The organism is Klebsiella sp. RCJ4, assembly GCF_009025755.1.
GTDB lineage: Bacteria > Pseudomonadota > Gammaproteobacteria > Enterobacterales > Enterobacteriaceae > Klebsiella > Klebsiella michiganensis.
Genome location: NZ_WCIN01000038.1, coordinates 165,272 through 184,070 on the forward strand (window position 1 = coordinate 165,272; position 18,799 = coordinate 184,070).

Annotated in this window: 5 protein-coding genes; all 5 read left to right on the forward strand. The window is 60.7% G+C overall.

Features of this window, described 5'->3' with window-relative positions; translation table 11 throughout:
• Nucleotides 1-99: 99 nt before the first annotated feature.
• A complete protein-coding gene (gene ybtA, locus F8562_RS15920; RefSeq protein ID WP_032694987.1) occupies nucleotides 100-1,059 on the forward strand; it encodes a yersiniabactin transcriptional regulator YbtA in 960 nt (319 codons plus the stop codon).
• 183 nt (nucleotides 1,060-1,242) lie between these two features.
• Nucleotides 1,243-7,341, forward strand: a complete 6,099-nt coding sequence (locus tag F8562_RS15925; protein WP_094909322.1) for a non-ribosomal peptide synthetase — start codon at nucleotides 1,243-1,245, stop codon at nucleotides 7,339-7,341.
• Nucleotides 7,342-7,427: 86 nt separating this feature from the next.
• Nucleotides 7,428-16,904, forward strand: a complete 9,477-nt coding sequence (gene irp1 / locus F8562_RS15930; protein WP_094909320.1) for a yersiniabactin polyketide synthase HMWP1 — start codon at nucleotides 7,428-7,430, stop codon at nucleotides 16,902-16,904.
• Nucleotides 16,901-17,998 carry a thiazolinyl imide reductase gene (locus F8562_RS15935; RefSeq protein WP_014838503.1) on the forward strand — a complete coding sequence of 366 codons (1,098 nt, stop codon included), beginning with the start codon at nucleotides 16,901-16,903 and terminating at the stop codon, nucleotides 17,996-17,998. The genes irp1 and F8562_RS15935 overlap by 4 nt, the downstream gene beginning before the upstream one ends.
• A complete protein-coding gene (locus F8562_RS15940) occupies nucleotides 17,995-18,798 on the forward strand; it encodes a thioesterase II family protein (RefSeq protein ID WP_094909319.1) in 804 nt (267 codons plus the stop codon). The genes F8562_RS15935 and F8562_RS15940 overlap by 4 nt, the downstream gene beginning before the upstream one ends.
• The last annotated feature ends 1 nt before the right edge of the window (nucleotide 18,799 follow it).

Below are 18,799 nucleotides of genomic sequence, written 5' to 3' on the forward strand. Positions count from 1 at the left end.
GGAATTAATGTGAATAATAACCATTATCAATTACTCATCTACCCCATTCGGTTCTATTTATACCCGCATTGGTCTAAGCCACAGGGAGATAACCCGGTCATGACGGAGTCACCACAAACGCAATCTGCAATCTCTATTCACCAGCTAGTGGTTGGAAAACCCGCGAACGACGGCACTATTCCTGCCCAGTGTGAGCTGCTGCGCTGCTCGTTGCAGGAAGGTATGGATATTTTGCTCTGGCGGGGCCACTTTGCTCAGCCCGAGACGTTGCAGCTGCACGACGACCTGGGCAGGATTAACTTCTCTTGCATTCTGGAAGGCACATCGCGCTTTGCGATCCAGGGACTCAGCCGCCACACCGACTGGGAACTCGCGCGCGATCGTCATTACATTACCCATACGCCAGACTGCCGCGGCAGCGCCTCCTACTGCGGCCGGTTCGAGAGCATTACGCTCTCTTTCAGCCCTGAAGCCCTCGCGCTGTGGGTGCCGGATATTAGCTCGGTCATTAAAAATAAGATCGACTCCCACTGCTGTTGCCAGCAGCAGCGTTGTAATGCCGAAACTCACCTAACGGCTCAGGCCCTGCGGCACGCGCTGATGCGGATGCACGGCGGCTTCAGTCATGAACAAAAACCGTCGACGTTATGGCTACAGGGACAAAGTCTGGTGATGCTCAGCCTGGTGCTGGATGAACATCGCGAGGACGCCAGCTGTTCCTCCTGCCACTTCAATCCGATGGAGCGCCAGAAACTGCTGCGGGCAAAGGATCTGCTGCTGGCCGATTTGACGCAGGCGCCGGGGGTCACCGAACTCGCCAGAGAGTCCGGTTTAAGCGTGCTTAAAATTAAGCGGGGATTTCGCGTTCTGTTCAACAACAGCGTCTATGGTCTTTTTCAGGCTGAACGCATGCAGGAGGCAAGAAGACGGCTGGCCAATGGCAATACTTCCGTTATGACGGTGGCGGCGGATCTAGGCTATGCCAACGCCAGCCATTTCTCCGCCGCATTTCAGAAGCAGTTTGGCGTCACGCCGTCGACCTTCAAACGTCTGATCTAACCAGGGCTTACCCCAGAAACTCCTCCGTTAACAAGGCCCGGATTTGCCATCCGGGCCTTGTTTTTTGCCGACCGTAAACCGAAACGGGCACAAATAAACCCGATTCGGGTAGCGCTCAATTGTTAATAATAATTATTCTCATATAAGCAATGCTTTTGGTATGACGTGCCATCAGGAGGAAGAATGATTTCTGGCGCCCCCTCTCAGGACCCGCTGTTATCGGACAACGGCGAAGCGGCCGATTATCAACAATTACGCGAACTGTTATTACAGGAACTGAATGTAGCGCCGCAGCAGCTACAGGAAGAGAGCAATCTGATCCAGGCGGGCCTGGACTCCATAAGATTAATGAGATGGTTACACTGGTTTCGTAAAAAGGGCTACCGCCTCACCCTTCGCGAGCTGTATGCCGCCCCCACGTTGGCAGCATGGCGCCAGCTGATGCGCAGCCGTTCGGGTGAAAAACCGGATGATGCAAGCTCCCCGGCGGACGCGGCGTGGCCAGTCATGAGCGAGGGTACCCCCTTCCCGCTGACGCCGGTACAGCATGCCTATCTGACGGGCCGAATGCCCGGACAGACGCTGGGCGGCGTCGGTTGCCATCTGTATCAGGAGTTTGCCGGCCATTATCTGACGGCGCCAAAGCTGGAGCAGGCCATCACGATCTTACTGCAACGCCACCCGATGCTGCATATCGCCTTTCGCGCCGACGGGCAGCAGGTCTGGCTACCGCAGCCATACTGGAACGGCGTCACCGTTCATGATTTACGCCAGACCGACGAGGCAAGCCGCCAGGCCTATCTGGAAACATTGCGCCAGCGCCTGAGCCACCGTCTTTTACGCGTGGAAATGGGCGAAACCTTTGATTTCCAGTTGACGCTCTTGCCGGACAATCGCCACCGCCTCCATGTCAATATCGACCTGCTGATTATGGATGCTTCCAGCTTTACGCTGTTTTTCGATGAACTTAACGCCCTGCTGGCCGGAGAGTCGCTGCCGCCCGGCGACCCCCGCTATGATTTCCGCGCTTATCTGCTGCACCAGCAGAAGATCAAACAGCCGCTGCTCGACAAAGCGCGCGCGTACTGGCTGGCGAAAGCATCAATGCTGCCACCCGCGCCGGTTTTACCGCTAGCCTGCGAACCCGCCACGCTGCGTGAAGTCCGTAATACCCGACGCCGCATGATTGTCCCGACAACACGCTGGAACGCCTTTAGCCAACGGGCCGGTGAGAATGGCGTAACGCCGACAATGGCGCTGGCGACCTGTTTTGCTGCCGTTCTGGGGCGCTGGGGCGGCCTGACGCGGCTGCTGCTCAATATCACGTTATTTGACCGCCAGCCGCTGCACCCGGCGGTTGACGAAATGCTTGCCGACTTCACCAATATTCTTCTGCTGGATACCGCCTGCGATGGCGATACCGTCAGCAACCTGGCGCGTAAAAACCAGCTCACGTTTACTGAGGACTGGGAGCATCGCCACTGGTCCGGCGTCGAGCTCCTTCGTGAACTCAAACGCCAGCAAAGCCATCCCCACGGCGCCCCGGTGGTATTTACCAGCAATCTGGGGCGCTCCCTGTACAGCAGCCGCGCCGAGTCGCCGCTGGGCGAACCGGAATGGGGCATCTCGCAGACGCCGCAGGTCTGGATAGATCATCTGGCGTTCGAGCATCGGGGCGAGGTCTGGCTACAATGGGATAGCAATGACGCGTTGTTCCCTCCGGCGCTGGTCGAGACGTTGTTCAACGCCTACTGCCAGCTGATTAACCAACTCTGCGATGATGAAAGCGCCTGGAAGAAGTCGTTCGCGGACAGGATGCCCCAAAGCCAGCGGGAGATACGTCAACGGGTTAACGCAACCGACGCCCCCGTTCCTCAGGGCTTGCTGCATGAAGGCATTTTCCGCATCGCCCTCCGGCAACCGCAGGCGCTGGCGGTAACGGACGCGCATTATCGGTGGAATTATCGTGAGCTGACCGAGAACGCGCGCCGCTGCGCTGGCAGGTTAATCGCGTGCGGGGTTCAGCCCGGCGACAATGTCGCTATTACAATGTCGAAAGGCGCGGGGCAGCTGGTTGCGGTCCTCGCCGTGCTGCTGTCCGGGGCGGTGTACGTTCCGGTTTCGCTCGACCAGCCCGCCGCGCGGCGCGGGAAAATCTACGCTGACGCCAACGTCCGGCTGGTGCTCACCTGCCAGCACGACGCCAGCGCCTGGTCAGACGATATTCCCCACCTGACCTGGCAGCAGGCCATTGAGGCGGAGCCGCTAGCCGACCAGGCGGCGCGCGCGCCGACGCAGCCGGCCTACATTATCTATACCTCCGGGTCGACCGGCACGCCGAAAGGCGTGGTCATTTCTCACCGTGCAGCGCTGAATACCTGCTGCGATATCAATAGCCGTTACCAGGTGGGTCCCGGAGACAGAGTGCTGGCCCTCTCCGCCCTGCATTTTGATTTATCGGTTTACGACATTTTTGGCGTTCTGAGCGCCGGCGGCTCGCTGGTTATCGTTATGGAAAATCAACGGCGCGATCCCCGCGCATGGTGCGAATTGATCCAGCGTCATCAGGTTACGCTCTGGAACAGCGTCCCGGCGCTGTTCGATATGCTGTTGACCTGGTGTGAAGGTTTCGCCGACGCCGCGCCGGAGAAACTGCGGGCGGTCATGCTTTCCGGCGACTGGATCGGCCTCGATCTTCCTGCCCGCTATCACGCCTTCCGCCCCCAGGGACAGTTTATCGCCATGGGCGGCGCCACCGAGGCGTCTATCTGGTCTAACGCCTGTGAAATTAACCGGGTCCCCGACCACTGGCGCGCCATCCCTTATGGTTTTCCGCTGGCCAACCAACGTTACCGGGTGGTGGATGAACTGGGCCGGGACTGCCCGGACTGGGTTCCGGGCGAATTGTGGATTGGCGGTATCGGGGTCGCGGAAGGCTACTTTAACGATCCTGTACGCAGCGAGCAGCAGTTTGTAACGCAATCGAACGCGCGCTGGTATCGCACCGGCGATCTCGGGTGCTACTGGCCAGACGGTACGTTAGAGTTCCTCGGTCGTCGCGATAAGCAGGTCAAAGTCGGGGGATATCGCATCGAGCTGGGTGAAATCGAAAGCGCGCTCAGCCAGCTGGCGGGAGTGAAACAGTCAACCGTTGTGGCGATCGGCGAAAAAGAAAAGACCCTGGCGGCCTGGGTTGTGCCTCAGGGTTCGGCTTTCTGTGTTACCCATCATCGGGACCCGGCGCTGCCCCAGGCGTGGCGCGGGCTTGCCGGAACGCTGCCCTGCTGCGTCTGCCCCCCGGAAATCTCCGCCGGCCAGGTCGCTGATTTTCTTCAGCATCGCCTGTTAAAACTGAAACCGGGTCAAACTCCTGGCGCCGATCCTCTTCCCCTGATGAATGCTCTCGCTATCCAGCCTCGCTGGCGGGCCGTGGTGGAACGCTGGTTAGCCTTTCTCGTGACCCAACAGCGGCTGCAGCCCGCCGCTGAGGGTTATCAGGTTTGTGCGGGGGAAGCGCCGGAGAATGACCCTCCTTCTTTCAGCGGGCATGACCTCACCTTAACGCAGATCCTTCGCGGCGCTCGCCACGAACTGTCATTACTGAACGATGCGCGGTGGTCGCCGGAAAGTCTGGCTTTCGACCATCCGGCCAGCGCCCTGTATATCGAGGAACTGGCGACAATCTGTCAACAGCTTTCCCGGCGTTTACAGCGCCCGGTACGCCTGCTAGAGGTGGGTGTCCGCACCGCCCGCGCCGCAGAGTGCCTGCTAACCCGGCTCAGCGCTGACGAGATTGAGTATGTCGGGCTTGAGCACAGCCAGGAGCTGCTGCTGAGCGCCCGACAGCGGCTTGCACCGTGGTCTGACGCCCGTCTGGCCCTCTGGAGTGCAGACACGCTGGCGGCGCATGCTCATTCGGCGGACGTTATCTGGCTGAATAACGCCCTGCATCGTCTGCTGCCGGAAGAGCCCGGGCTCCTCGCGGCATTACAGCAGCTGGCCGTTCCAGGCGCGCTGCTCTATGTGTTGGAGTTTCGTCAGTTAACGCCCTCCGCCCTGCTCAGCACGCTTCTGTTAACCGATGGTCAGCCCGAAGCCTTACTTCACAATAGCGCTGACTGGGGGGCGATATTTACCGCCGCCGCTTTCAACTGCCAGCACGGCGATGAAGTCGAGGGATTGCAGCGCTTCCTCGTACAATGCCCCGTTAGCCAGGTACGCCGCGATCCTCGTCAGCTGCAGTCCGCTCTCGCCGAACGTCTGCCGGGGTGGATGGTACCGAAACGGATCTTCTTACTTGACGCCTTACCGCTGACGGCGAACGGCAAAATTGACTATCAGACGCTAAAACGCTGTCATACCCCGGAAGCTGAAAACCGGACTGAAGCGGATTTACCCCTGGGCGATATTGAGAAGCAGGTTGCCGTCATCTGGCAGCCGCTCTTGTCGATGGGCGCCGTCAGCAGAGAAACCGACTTCTTCCAGCATGGCGGTGATAGCCTGCTAGCCACCAGGCTGATCGGACAGCTCCACCAGGCGGGTTATGAAGCACGATTAAGCGACCTGTTTAATCACCCCCGGCTGGCTGATTTTGCCGCCACGCTGCGTAAAACCGACCTCCCTGTTGAACAACCCTTTGTCCACTCCCCTGAAGAACGCTACCGGCCTTTCGCGCTGACTGATGTGCAGCAGGCTTACCTGGTCGGGCGTCAGCCGGGCTTTGCCCTTGGCGGCGTAGGCTCACACTTCTTTGTTGAATTTGAAATTGCCGATCTGGATATTCACCGGCTGGAGAAGGTCTGGAACCGGTTAATCGCCCGCCACGATATGCTGCGCGCCGTGGTGCGGGATGGACAACAGCGGGTTCTCGAACAGACTCCCCCATGGGTGATACCCGCGCACATCCTGCACAGCCCCGAAGAGGCGCTGCAGGTACGCGACAGACTGGCGCATCAGGTTCTCAACCCTGAAGTATGGCCGGTATTCGATCTTCAGGTCGGGTTCGTCGACGGGATGCCCGCCCGCCTGTGGCTGTGTCTGGATAACCTGTTGCTTGACGGGTTGAGCATGCAGATCCTGTTGTCAGAGCTGGAACACGGCTATCGCTATCCGCAGCAGCTGCCGCCGCCGCTTCCCATTACCTTCAGGGATTATCTGCAGCAACCCGCGCTGCGGACGCCCAATCCCGACTCTCTGGCATGGTGGCAAACGCAGCTTGATGATATTCCTCCGGCACCTGCGTTACCGCTACGCTGCTTGCCTCAGGACGTTGAGACGCCGCGCTTCGCACGGCTCTATGGGGCAATGGACAGCGCGCGCTGGCGTCGCCTGAAACAGCGGGCGGCTGATGCTCATCTCACCCCGTCGGCCGTACTGTTATCCGTGTGGTCAACGGTTCTTGCTGCATGGAGCGCACAGCCCGATTTCACGCTTAACCTTACGCTTTTCGACAGACGACCTCTGCACCCGCAAATCAACCAGATCCTGGGCGACTTTACTTCGCTGATGCTGCTGAGTTGGCATCCCGGCGAGAGCTGGCTGCAAAGCGCGCGGTTATTACAGCAGCGACTAAGCGAGAGCCTCAACCACCGCGATGTGTCGGCAATCCGCGTGATGCGGCAACTGGCGCGGCGGCAAAACGTACCGGCTGTCCCAATGCCCGTCGTCTTTACCAGCGCGCTGGGCTTTGAGCAGGATAACTTCCTTGCCCGGCGCAATCTGCTCAAACCGGTGTGGGGTATATCCCAGACGCCGCAGGTCTGGCTCGATCACCAGGTTTATGAATCCGAAGGGGAACTGCGCTTTAACTGGGATTTTGTCGCCGCCCTGTTTCCTGACGGGCAGGTGGAGCGCCAGTTTGCACAGTATTGCGCGTTGCTTAACCGAATGGCGGAGGATGACAGCAGCTGGCAGCTGCCGCTCGCCGACCTGGTTCCCCCGCTTAAGGTCACGGAGCGACGCGCCCGCCGGCTGCGCCCTGAGCGCGCTCAGCCGCGGATCGCGGCGGACAAGAGCAGCGTCAGCCTGATTTGCGACACCTTTCGCGAGGTGGTTGGCGAGCCAGTCGCACCCGCAGAGAACTTTTTTGAGGCGGGCGCCACGTCGCTGAATCTGGTGCAGCTGCACGTCTTGTTACAACGTCACGAATTCGCCACCCTGACGCTGCTTGACCTGTTCACTCACCCTTCTCCTGTCGCGCTGGCCAATTATCTCGCCGGCGTAGCCCTGGAGGAGAAAACCAAACGCGTGCGGCCGGTTCGCCGTCGTCAGCGGCGCATTTGACGCGAAACAAACTGACTTTTCCCGGACGCCATCGCCAACGCATGGCGCGCCACTGACTTTGTCAATTTTAGGAAACGGGACCGATTATGGATAACTTGCGCTTCTCTTCTGCGCCAACAGCAGATTCCATTGATGCATCGATCGCTCAACGCTACCCGGACTGCGAACCTGTCGCAGTCATCGGCTACGCCTGCCATTTTCCTGAAGCGCCGGATGGCGAAACCTTCTGGCGAAATCTGCTGGAAGGCCGCGAATGCAGCCGACGCTTTACGCGCGAAGCGCTTCTGGCCGCCGGGCTGGATACCGCCATTATTGACGATCCTTGTTACGTCAATATTGGAACGGTTTTAGACAACGCTGACTGCTTCGATGCCACCCTGTTTGGCTATTCGCGGCAGGAAGCGGAGTCGATAGATCCCCAGCAGCGCCTGTTTTTACAGGCGGTCTGGCATGCGCTGGAGCATGCAGGTTACGCCCCGGGCGCCGTCCCCCATAAGACCGGCGTTTTCGCCTCTTCGCGGATGAGCACCTATCCCGGCCGCGAAGCCCTGAACGTGACAGAGGTCGCACAGGTCAAGGGCCTGCAGTCTCTGATGGGCAATGACAAGGACTATATAGCCACCCGCGCGGCCTACAAACTCAATCTGCACGGCCCGGCGTTATCGGTACAGACCGCCTGCTCCAGTTCGCTGGTTGCGGTCCATCTGGCCTGCGAAAGCCTGCGCGCAGGCGAATCCGATATGGCGGTAGCCGGCGGAGTGGCGCTTTCCTTCCCCCAGCAGGCGGGTTACCGCTACCAGCCCGGGATGATTTTCTCTCCCGATGGGCACTGTCGCCCTTTTGACGCCTCGGCAGAGGGCACCTGGGCCGGCAACGGTCTCGGCTGCGTGGTGCTGCGTCGCCTGAAGGACGCGCTGCTGTCAGGCGATCCAATTATCGCGGTGATCCTCTCCAGCGCGGTCAACAACGACGGAAACAGAAAAGTGGGTTATACCGCGCCGTCGGTGGCAGGACAGCAAGCGGTCATCGAAGAGGCGTTAATGCTGGCGGCCATCGACGACAGGCAGATCGGCTACATTGAAACCCACGGTACCGGCACGCCGCTGGGAGACGCGATTGAAATAGAAGCCCTGCGCAACGTCTACGCTCCCCGCCCGCCGCAACAGCGCTGCGCGCTGGGTTCCGTGAAGAGCAACGTTGGTCACCTGGATACCGCGGCGGGCATTGCCGGACTGCTGAAAACCGTTCTGGCGGTCAGTCGCGGAAAAATTCCGCCAATGCTGAATTTTCACACGCCAAACCCGGCGCTTAAGCTCGAGGAAAGCCCCTTTACCGTGCCGGTGACGGCGCAGGAGTGGCAGGACGAAGTGCGCTACGCGGGCGTCTCCTCCTTCGGTATTGGCGGCACCAACTGCCATATGATCGTCGCTTCGCTGCCCGACGAACTCAACATAAGCTACCCCGCCGCGGATGACGGCAGCCAGAGTTCCGCGCTGTTGCTCAGCGCCGCCAGCGACACCGCGTTGCGGCAGCTGGCAGCGGACTATGCCGCGGCGCTGAGGGAGAACGCGGATGCCAACAATCTGGCCTTCACGGCGTTACGCGCGCGCCGTCTCGATCTTCCCTTCCGCCTGGCGGCGCCATTAAATCATGACACCGCCGCCTCGCTCAGCGCCTGGGCTGGCGCGAAATCGACTTCGCCGGTCTATAGCGGCCACGGCGCCAGCGGCAAACAGGTGTGGCTGTTTACCGGGCAGGGTTCGCACTGGCGCACTATGGGTCAGTCTCTGTACCAGCACTCAACGGCGTTTGCCGATATGCTGGAGCGCTGTTTTGCCGCCTGTCGTGACATGCTCACGCCTTCGCTACGGGAAGCGATGTTTAATCCCGATTCAGCGCAGCTTGACAATATGGCCTGGGCCCAGCCGGCGATTGTCGCGTTCGAAATCGCGATGGCGGCCCACTGGCGCGCTGAAGGACTGAAGGCCGACTTCGCCATGGGTCACTCCGTCGGCGAATTTGCCGCTGCCGTTGTCTGCGGACACTATACCATTGAGCAGGTCATGCCGCTGGTATGTCGGCGCGGCGCGCTGATGCAGCTGTGCGCAAGCGGCGCGATGGTGGCGGTATTTGCGCAAGAAGAGGCGCTGATGCCGTTGGCCCGTCAGTTCGAGCTGGATCTCGCCGCCAACAACGGCACCCGGCATACGGTCTTTTCCGGGCCGGAAGCCCGTATCGCGGAGTTTTGCGCCGCGCTTTCGCAACACGAGATCGACTATCGTCGCCTGAGCGTAACCGGCGCGGCGCACTCCGCTTTACTTGAACCAATACTCGATCGCTTCCAGGAGGCCTGCGCGGGTCTGCTCGCCGAGCCGGGACAAATACCGCTGATTTCCACGCTTACCGCCGAACTCATTGACGAGGCGACGCTCAACCAGGCGGATTACTGGCGCCGCCATATGCGCCAGCCGGTACGTTTTATTCAGAGTATTCAGGCGGCGCGCAAGCTCGGTGCCCGCGTTTTTGTTGAAATGGGGCCCGACGCCCAGCTGATTGCCTCCGGACAGCGCGAATACCGCGATGACGCTTACTGGATAGCCAGCGCCCGGCGTAAACAGGAGGCGAGCGCTGTCCTGAATCAGGCGCTTCTCCAGCTATACGCGGCCGGCATCACCTTACCGTGGGCCGATCTTCTGGCAGGCGATGGGCAACGTATCTCCGCGCCATGCTATCCGTTTGCGACCGAGCGTTACTGGAAAGAACGCGCCACCTCCGCCTGTGAGCCTGCCGATGCTGTACTTGCCGCTGGATTAGCGGTGGCCAACAGCGCCGCGACAGCGCTCGAACTCCCCCGTCTGGAGGCGCTTAAACAGTGCGCCACGCGACTGCACGCCATCTATGTCGATCGGCTGGTACAACGCTGTACGGGCGATGCGATAGATAACGGCGTGGACGCCATCACCATTATGCGCCATGGACGACTGATGCCCCGCTACCAGCAGCTGCTTCAGCGCCTGCTAAATAACTGCGTGGTCGACGGCGACTACCGCTGCGCTGAGGGGCGCTACTACCGCGCCCGCCTCATTGAACATCAGCAGCGGGACATTCTGCTGACGGAACTCGCCGATTATTGTGAAGGTTATCAGGCTATCCCCGATACCATCGCCCGTGCCGGCGATCGGTTATACGACATGATGAGCGGCGCGGAAGAGCCGGTGGCGATTATCTTCCCGCAAGGCGCTTCCGACGGCGTAGAGGTGCTATATCAGGAATTCAGCTTTGGCCGCTATTTCAACCAGATTGCCGCCGGGGTAGTACGGGGTATCGTCCAGGCGCGTCAGCCCCATCAGCCGCTGCGCATTCTTGAAGTCGGCGGCGGAACCGGCGGCACCACCGCATGGCTGCTGCCTGAACTCAAAGACGTACCGGCGCTGGAGTACCACTTCACCGATATCTCCGCACTGTTCACCCGCCGTGCGCAGCAGAAATTCGCCGACTATGACTTTGTGCATTACGACGAGCTGGATCTCGAACAAGAGGCGCAGTCTCAGGGCTTTGCGGCGCAGTCTTACGATCTTATCGTCGCGGCTAACGTGATCCATGCCACGCGCCATATCGGTCGAACCCTCGATAATCTGCGTCCCTTGCTCAAGCCGGGCGGGCGCCTGCTGATGCGCGAAATCACCCAGCCAATGCGTCTGTTTGATTTCGTTTTCGGCCCGCTGGTCCTCCCGCTACAGGATATCGACGCCCGCGAAGGCGAGCTCTTCCTCACCCCCCATCAGTGGCAGCAGCAGTGCCGAAGCGCCGGATTCAGCAAAGTAGCGTGGCTACCGCAGGACGACAGCCCGACCGCCGGTATGAGCGAACATATCATTCTCGCCACCCTGCCCGGCCAGGGGATGTCCACGTCATCAGAATCCGCGCTGGAACAGACGTTGCCGGATAACCCTGATTATCTCGCCAACTGGTCCGATTGCGCAGGTCAGCCGGAACGGTTTACCGCCCGCTGGCAGGAGGCCTGGCGGCGCCTCTCCGCGCGGCACGGCGACGATTCCCCCGTGAAACCGCCCCTCGTTACCGCCCCGCAATGTCTGGGGGAGGTGCGATTAAGCTGGCGAAACGCAGCCTTTTCCCGCGGCGAGATGCGCGTGGAAGCCCGTCATCCAGACGGCAAGTGGCTGCCGCTGGCGCCCGACGCGCCGCTTCCTGCGCCGCAGACGCATTATCATTGGCGCTGGAGGCCCCTTTGCATCGACAGTAATAGCCGCCCGCTGGCATTCCGCTTCAGCGCCGGTACCCTTGCCCACGAAGAGGCGCTGGCGCAATACGGCATTCTTCACGATCCGCAGGCCCCTTCTGTCCTGATGATTGTCGACGAGAGCGAGGAGACGCTGGCGTTAGCGACACAGGTGAAAGAGGCGCTCACCGCCAGCCCAGGCGGCTTGATTGTCGTCACCCGCCGCGCGTGGCGAATCGAGGAAAACGAGGCGCTATCAGCGGCCCATCACGCGCTGTGGGCTATGCTTCGCGTCGCGGCCAATGAACAGCCGGAACGGTTAATCTCCGCTATCGATATGGCTGAAAACGCCTCGTGGGAAACGCTGCGTCAAGGATTAAGCGCTGTTTCATTGTCACAACGCTGGCTTGCAGCCCGGGATAATGGCTTCTGGCTCCCTTCGCTGGCGCCCAATGCGGGATGCGCCGCCGAATTACCGGCGAAGGTGTTTGCCGGCGATAACCGCTGGCATCTGGTGACCGGGGCGTTTGGCGGACTGGGCCGCCTTGCCTTGAACTGGCTCAGAGAAAAAGGGGCGCGCCGCATCGCGCTACTGGCGCCGCGCGTGGATGCGTCATGGCCAGGCGACACAGCGGACGTGGAGATTCGCGTCTGCCGTTGTGATGTGGGTGATGCCGGAGAGCTGGCCCGTGTTCTTGATGAGCTGGCGACCAGCGGCGGCATTGCCGGAGCGATTCATACCGCTGGCGTATTGGCTGATGGGCCCTTGCAGGAACTCGATGACCACCAGCTGGCCGCCGTTTTCGCGGTCAAAGCGCAGGCGGCAAGCCAGCTATTACAAACGCTGGGCAACCACGACGCCCGTTATCTGATTCTCTATTCGTCCGCTGCCGCCGCCCTCGGCGCGCCAGGCCAGAGCGCCCATGCGCTGGCCTGCGGGTATCTTGACGGGCTCGCCCGGCAGTTCTCCTCCCTTGATACGCCGAAAGTGCTCTCCATCGCCTGGGGCGCATGGGGAGAAAGCGGCCGGGCGGCTACGACGGAGATGCTGACGACCCTTGCCGATCGTGGCATGGGCGCGTTAAGCGATGCCGAGGGGCGATGGCACCTTGAACAAGCGGTGATGCGCGGCGCCGCCTGGCGACTGGCCATGCGCGTTTTCACCGACAAAATGCCCCCGCTGCAGCAGGCTCTGTTTAACGCCGCAGCAACAGAACACGCCGCGATTCCGGCCGCGACTCCCGCTGATAACCATGCTTTTCACGGTAGCATCAGCGATAAAGCGGCGGTGATGACATGGCTGAAAAATCGCATTGCGGTGCAGCTAAGACTGGACGATTCTGCTTCGCTGAACGCAGATCAGGATCTGTTACAGCTGGGAATGGACTCGCTGCTCTTTCTTGAACTCAGCAGCGATATTCAACATGACCTGGGTGTACGCATCAACGCGGAACGGGCGTGGCAGGATCTCTCGCCGCACGGGCTCACACAGCTTATCTGTTCTCAGGCAGAGACGGCGACTGCCGTATCGCCGCCGGAAGCGTTGCAGCACGATGCCGCTGAGCGTTACGCGCCCTTCCCGTTGACGCCGATTCAGCATGCCTACTGGTTGGGCAGAACCCATCTTATTGGCTATGGCGGCGTTGCCTGTCACGTGCTGTTTGAATGGGATAAACGCCACGATGAGTTCGATCTCGCCGTACTGGAGAAAGCATGGAACCAGCTCATTGCCCGCCACGATATGCTGCGGATGGTGGTGGATGCAGATGGACAACAGCGCGTTCTGGCGACAACCCCGACGTATCGTATCCCGCGCGACGATCTGCGCGCGCTTCCCCCGCAAGAGCAGCGCCAGGCGCTGGAAAAACGGCGCCATGAACTGAGCTATCGCGTTTTACCTGCCGACCGGTGGCCGCTCTTTGAGCTGGTGGTCAGCGAAATCGACGATTGCCGCTACCGCCTGCACATGAACCTCGATCTTCTGCAGTTCGATGTGCAGAGCTTTAAAGTCATGATGGATGATTTGGCCCTGGTCTGGCGCGGAGAAACCCTGCCGCCGCTCGATATCACCTTCCGCGATTACGTGATGGCTGAACAGGCGCGCCGGCAAACAACAGCATGGCACGATGCCTGGGATTACTGGCAGGAAAAACTGCCGCAACTGCCTTCAGCGCCGGAACTGCCGGTGGTGGAGACACCGCCGGAAACCCCGCACTTCACCACGTTCACTTCGACGCTTGACAGGCAAGAGTGGCAGGCGGCGAAACAACGCTGGCAGCAGCAGGGCCTCACCCCCTCCGCCGCGCTGCTCACGCTGTTTGCCGCCACCCTTGAGCGCTGGAGCCGTACCACGGCATTTACGCTGAACCTGACGTTCTTCAATCGCCAGCCGATCCACCCGCAAATCAATCAGTTGATCGGGGATTTTACCTCCGTCACGCTGGTTGATTTTAACTTCTCAACGCCGCTAACGCTGCAGGAGCAGATGCAACGGACCCAGCAGCGCCTCTGGCAAAACATGGCGCACAGCGAAGTGAACGGCGTTGAGGCGATCCGCGAGCTGGGGCGCCAGCGCGGATCCCAGCGTCAACCGCTGATGCCGGTGGTGTTTACCAGCATGCTGGGGATGACGCTGGAAGGAATGGCTATTGACCGGGCAATGAGTCATCTGTTCGGCGAACCCTGCTATGTCTTTACGCAAACGCCGCAGGTCTGGCTGGATCATCAGGTGATGGAGAGCGATGGCGCGTTGACGTTTAGCTGGTACTGCATGGACAACGTGCTGGAACCGGGCGCGGCTGAAGCGATGTTTAATGACTACTGCGCCATCCTGCAGGCCGCCATTGCCACCCCTGAAGGCCTGAAGACCATGGACAGCGGCATTGCCGAACACATTCCCCGCCGCCGCTGGCCGCTGAACGCGCAGACAGACTACGATCTGCGCGATATTGAGCAAGCGGCGCAGGAATACCCCGGCATCCAACAGGCCAGAGCGGAATTAAGCGAAAATGGCGCGTTAACCCTGGATATCGTTATGACCGAGGATCCACCGCCCTCAGCGCCGTTACATGATGAGCACGATCTCGCCTCACTGGCGCTGCCGTTGCCTGAACAGACGCAACTTGACGAGCTGGAAGCGACCTGGCGCTGGCTGGAGGCGCGTGCGCTGCAGGGGATTGCCGCAACGCTACATCGCCACCGTCTGTTCACCACCCAGGAGGTTGCCCACCCATTTGGCGAAATAGTACAGGCGCTGGGCGCGCAAGCGTCACACCGGCGCCTGCTACGCCAGTGGCTGCAGTGTCTGGCGGAAAGAGAATGGTTAGTGCGCGAGGGGGATAGCTGGCGCTGCCGCATTCCGCTCAGCGAAATTCCCGAGCCTCACGAAGCTTGCCCGCAAACCCACTGGAGCCAGGCGCTGGCGCAGTATCTGGACGCCTGCATCGCCCGGCACGACGACCTCTTCTTCGGGCAGTGTTCGCCGCTGGAACTGCTGTTCAACGAGTCGTTGCGCGTAACCGACGCGCTGTATCGCGAAAACCCCGCCAGCGCTTGTCTGAATCGCTATACCGCGCAGATTGCCGCCCTTTGCGGCGCAGAACGGATCCTCGAGGTGGGCGCCGGAACCGCAGCCACCGCGGAACCGGTGCTGAAGGCCACGCGAAACACGCGGCTGTCATACCACTTCACGGATGTCTCCGCGCAGTTCCTCAACGACGCCCGAACCCGTTTCCACGATGAATCGCGGGTGTCTTACGCCTTATTCGATATCAACCAGCCGCTGGATTTTACCGCCCACCCCGAGGCGGGTTACGACCTGATTATTGCCGTCAACGTGCTTCACGACGCCAGCCATGTCGTACAGTCGTTGCGCCGATTAAAGCGGTTGCTGAAAGCCGGCGGACGTCTGCTGATCGTTGAAGCGACGGAACGAAACAGCGTATTCCAGCTGGCGAGCGTCGGCTTTATCGAAGGGTTAAGCGGATACCGCGATTTCCGCCGCCGGGATGAAAAACCTATGCTCACCCGTTCGGCGTGGCAGGAAGTGCTTGTGCAGGCCGGTTTTGCCAACGAACTGGCCTGGCCGCCGCAGGAATCGTCGCCGCTGCGCCAGCATCTGCTGGTCGCACGTTCGCCTGGGGTGAATCGCCCGGATAAAGCAGCCGTGAGCCGCTATCTGCAGCAGCGTTTTGGCGCCCCCCTGCCCGCGTTGCAGATCCGGCAGCGAGAAACGTTATTTACTCCGCTATCGGCCCCGCCTGACGCACAGATTGCGCCAGCCGAATCGACACCGAGCTCCGGGGGAGATCCGGCGCTGGAAAAACAGGTCGCTGAACTCTGGCAAACGCTGCTGTCTCGCCCCGTGGCCAGACATCACGACTTTTTCGCGCTGGGCGGCGATAGCCTGATGGCGACAAGGATGGTCGCGCAGTTGAACCGCAGAGGGATTGCCAGCGCCAGCCTTCAGGATCTGTTCACCCATTCAACGCTCAGCGACTTCTGCGCCCATCTGCAGGCCTGTTCGTCGGCAGAGGAGAATCCTGTGCCCATTTGCCAGGGCGGTGGCGACGAAACGTTGTTTGTTTTCCATGCTTCAGACGGCGATATCAGCGCCTGGCTGCCGCTCGCCAGCGCGCTGAATATGCCCGTTTTTGGCCTGCAGGCAAAATCGCCGCAGCGTTTTGCCACGCTTGATCGGATGATCGATGAGTATGTCGCGAGTATCCGCCGCCAGCAGCCGCACGGCCCTTATGTTCTGGCGGGTTGGTCGTATGGCGCTTTTCTTGCGGCGGGCGCCGCGCAGCGCCTGGATGCCAAAGGCGAGCAGGTACGGCTGGCGTTAATCGATCCCGTGTGTCGACAGGATTTTCGTTGCGCAAACCGGACGGCCCTGCTGCGGCTGTTAGCCGAAGGCGATACGCCGCTGGCGCTGCCGGAACATTTCGATCGGCTGACGCCCGACCGCCAGCTTGCCGATTTTATCGACCTTGCCAGAACGGCGGGAATGATGGCGCAAAACCTGACGCTACAGGCGGCGGAAGCGTGGATCGACAACATCGCGCATCTGCTGCGCTTACTGACCGAGCATACGCCGGACGAAACCGTTCCGCTCCCCTGTCTCATCGTGCATGCCGCGATGAGACCCGCGCGCTGGACGCCAGCGGAAACCGAATGGCAAACCTGGATAGACCGCGCCGACAGCTATGCGATTAAAGCCAGCCATTGGCAAATCATGCTGGATCCCCCCCACGTTCAGACCTGTGCGCAGCATATCAAGCGCTGGCTCGGCGCAACCTCAACGCAACCGGAGAACACGTTATGATGCCGTCCGCCGCCCCTAAGCAACGCGTACTGATTGTGGGCGCTAAATTTGGCGAAATGTACCTCAACGCCTTTATGCAGCCCCAGGAGGGGCTGGAACTGGTTGGTCTTCTGTCCCAGGGAAGCGCGCGATCGAGAGAGCTGGCCTGTGCGTTTGGAATCCCGCTGTATACCTCGCCGGAACAGATCGCCGAGATGCCGGATATCGCCTGTATAGTCGTGCGCTCAACCGTCGCCGGCGGGAGCGGAACCCAGCTTGCCCGGCACTTTTTGACCCGCGGCGTGCATGTGATTCAGGAACATCCCCTCCACCCGGATGACGTCCGTTCTTTACAAGCGCTGGCGCAGGAACGGGGCCGCTGCTATTGGGTCAACACGTTTTATCCGCACGCGCGTGCGGGTCGCGCCTGGCTCGGGGATGCGCAGCGGTTACGTCGCAGCCTGGATCAGGCGCCGTCGGTTGCTCACGCAACCACCAGCCGACAGTTGCTCTACTCCACGCTGGATTTGTTGTTGCTGGCTCTAGAGGTTGATGCCGCCAGCGTGGCGTGCGAAGTGGTCGGTAGCTTTAGCGACTTTCACTGTCTGAGACTTTTCTGGCCGGCGGGAGAAGCCTGTCTGCTACTTCAGCGCTATCTCGATCCTGACGATCCTGATATGCACAGCCTGATTATGCACCGTTTGCTGCTGGGCTGGCCGGAAGGTCATCTTTCGCTGGAGGCAAGCTACGGCCCCGTGGTCTGGTCATCCAGCCTGTTTGTCGCAGAACATCAGGCGAATGTTCGTAGTCTCTACCGCAGGCCGGAGATCCTGCGCGACCCGCCGGGTCAGACGCGCAGCGCGGCTCCCCTGAGCTGGCGTGATTGCTGTGAAACCGCCGGACCGGAGGGGGTCGGCAGGTTGCTACAGCAGCTGCGCTGCCATCTGGCGGGTGGAAATCTGCCGGCGGCCTGCCACTCCGCTCATCAGCTCGCGTTATCACAGTTATGGCAGCAGATTTTACGCGCGACCGGCAATGCCGAGATCCGACACCTGAAGCCGCCACGTCACGACCGGTTAACGGCTTTCTACCGCCACGATGAGGAGTCCCGGTGATGCAATCTACCATGTGTATACCGTTATGGCCCGCCCGCAACGCCAGTACGGCGCATCTGGTGATGTGCCCCTTCGCGGGCGGCAGCAGTAGCGCGTTTCGCCGCTGGCGAGACCACCCCATGGCGGAGATCGCGCTTTCCCTGGTGACCTGGCCGGGGCGCGATCGCCTGCGCCATCTGGCGCCGCTCAGCAGCATTACGCAACTGGCGTCGCTGCTGGCGGACGAACTGGAAGAGGGCGTATCGCCTGACGCCCCGCTTTTACTTGCCGGGCACAGCATGGGCGCGCAGGTGGCGTTTGAAACCTGCCGGCTTCTGGAACAACGGGGGCTTCCCCCGCAAGGGCTGATTATTTCCGGCTGCCATGCCCCTCATCTGCATTCCCGGCGCAGGCTCAGCGACCGCGATGATGCCGACTTTATCGCTGAACTGATCGATATCGGCGGATGTTCGCCTGAACTACAGGAAAACAAGGAGCTACTGTCGCTATTTCTTCCTCTTCTGCGCGCTGATTTTTACGCTACTGAGCACTATCACTACGACTCGCTCGACGATTTTCCGCCGCTGCGCACGCCTGCGCTGCTCGTGTGCGGCAGCCGCGATCGTGAAGCCTCCTGGCCGGAGATGGAGGCCTGGCGTCCGTGGCTGAACCATATCGCAGGCGAGGTGGTGATTGACGGCGACCATTTTTATCTGCTGCAACAATCCAGGGCCTTTTTTACGCAGATTATTCACCATTTTCCCCACGTATTTTCTGCGACGACCGCTTTGCAAAATCGGTCCTGCACTTCAGAAAGGTGAC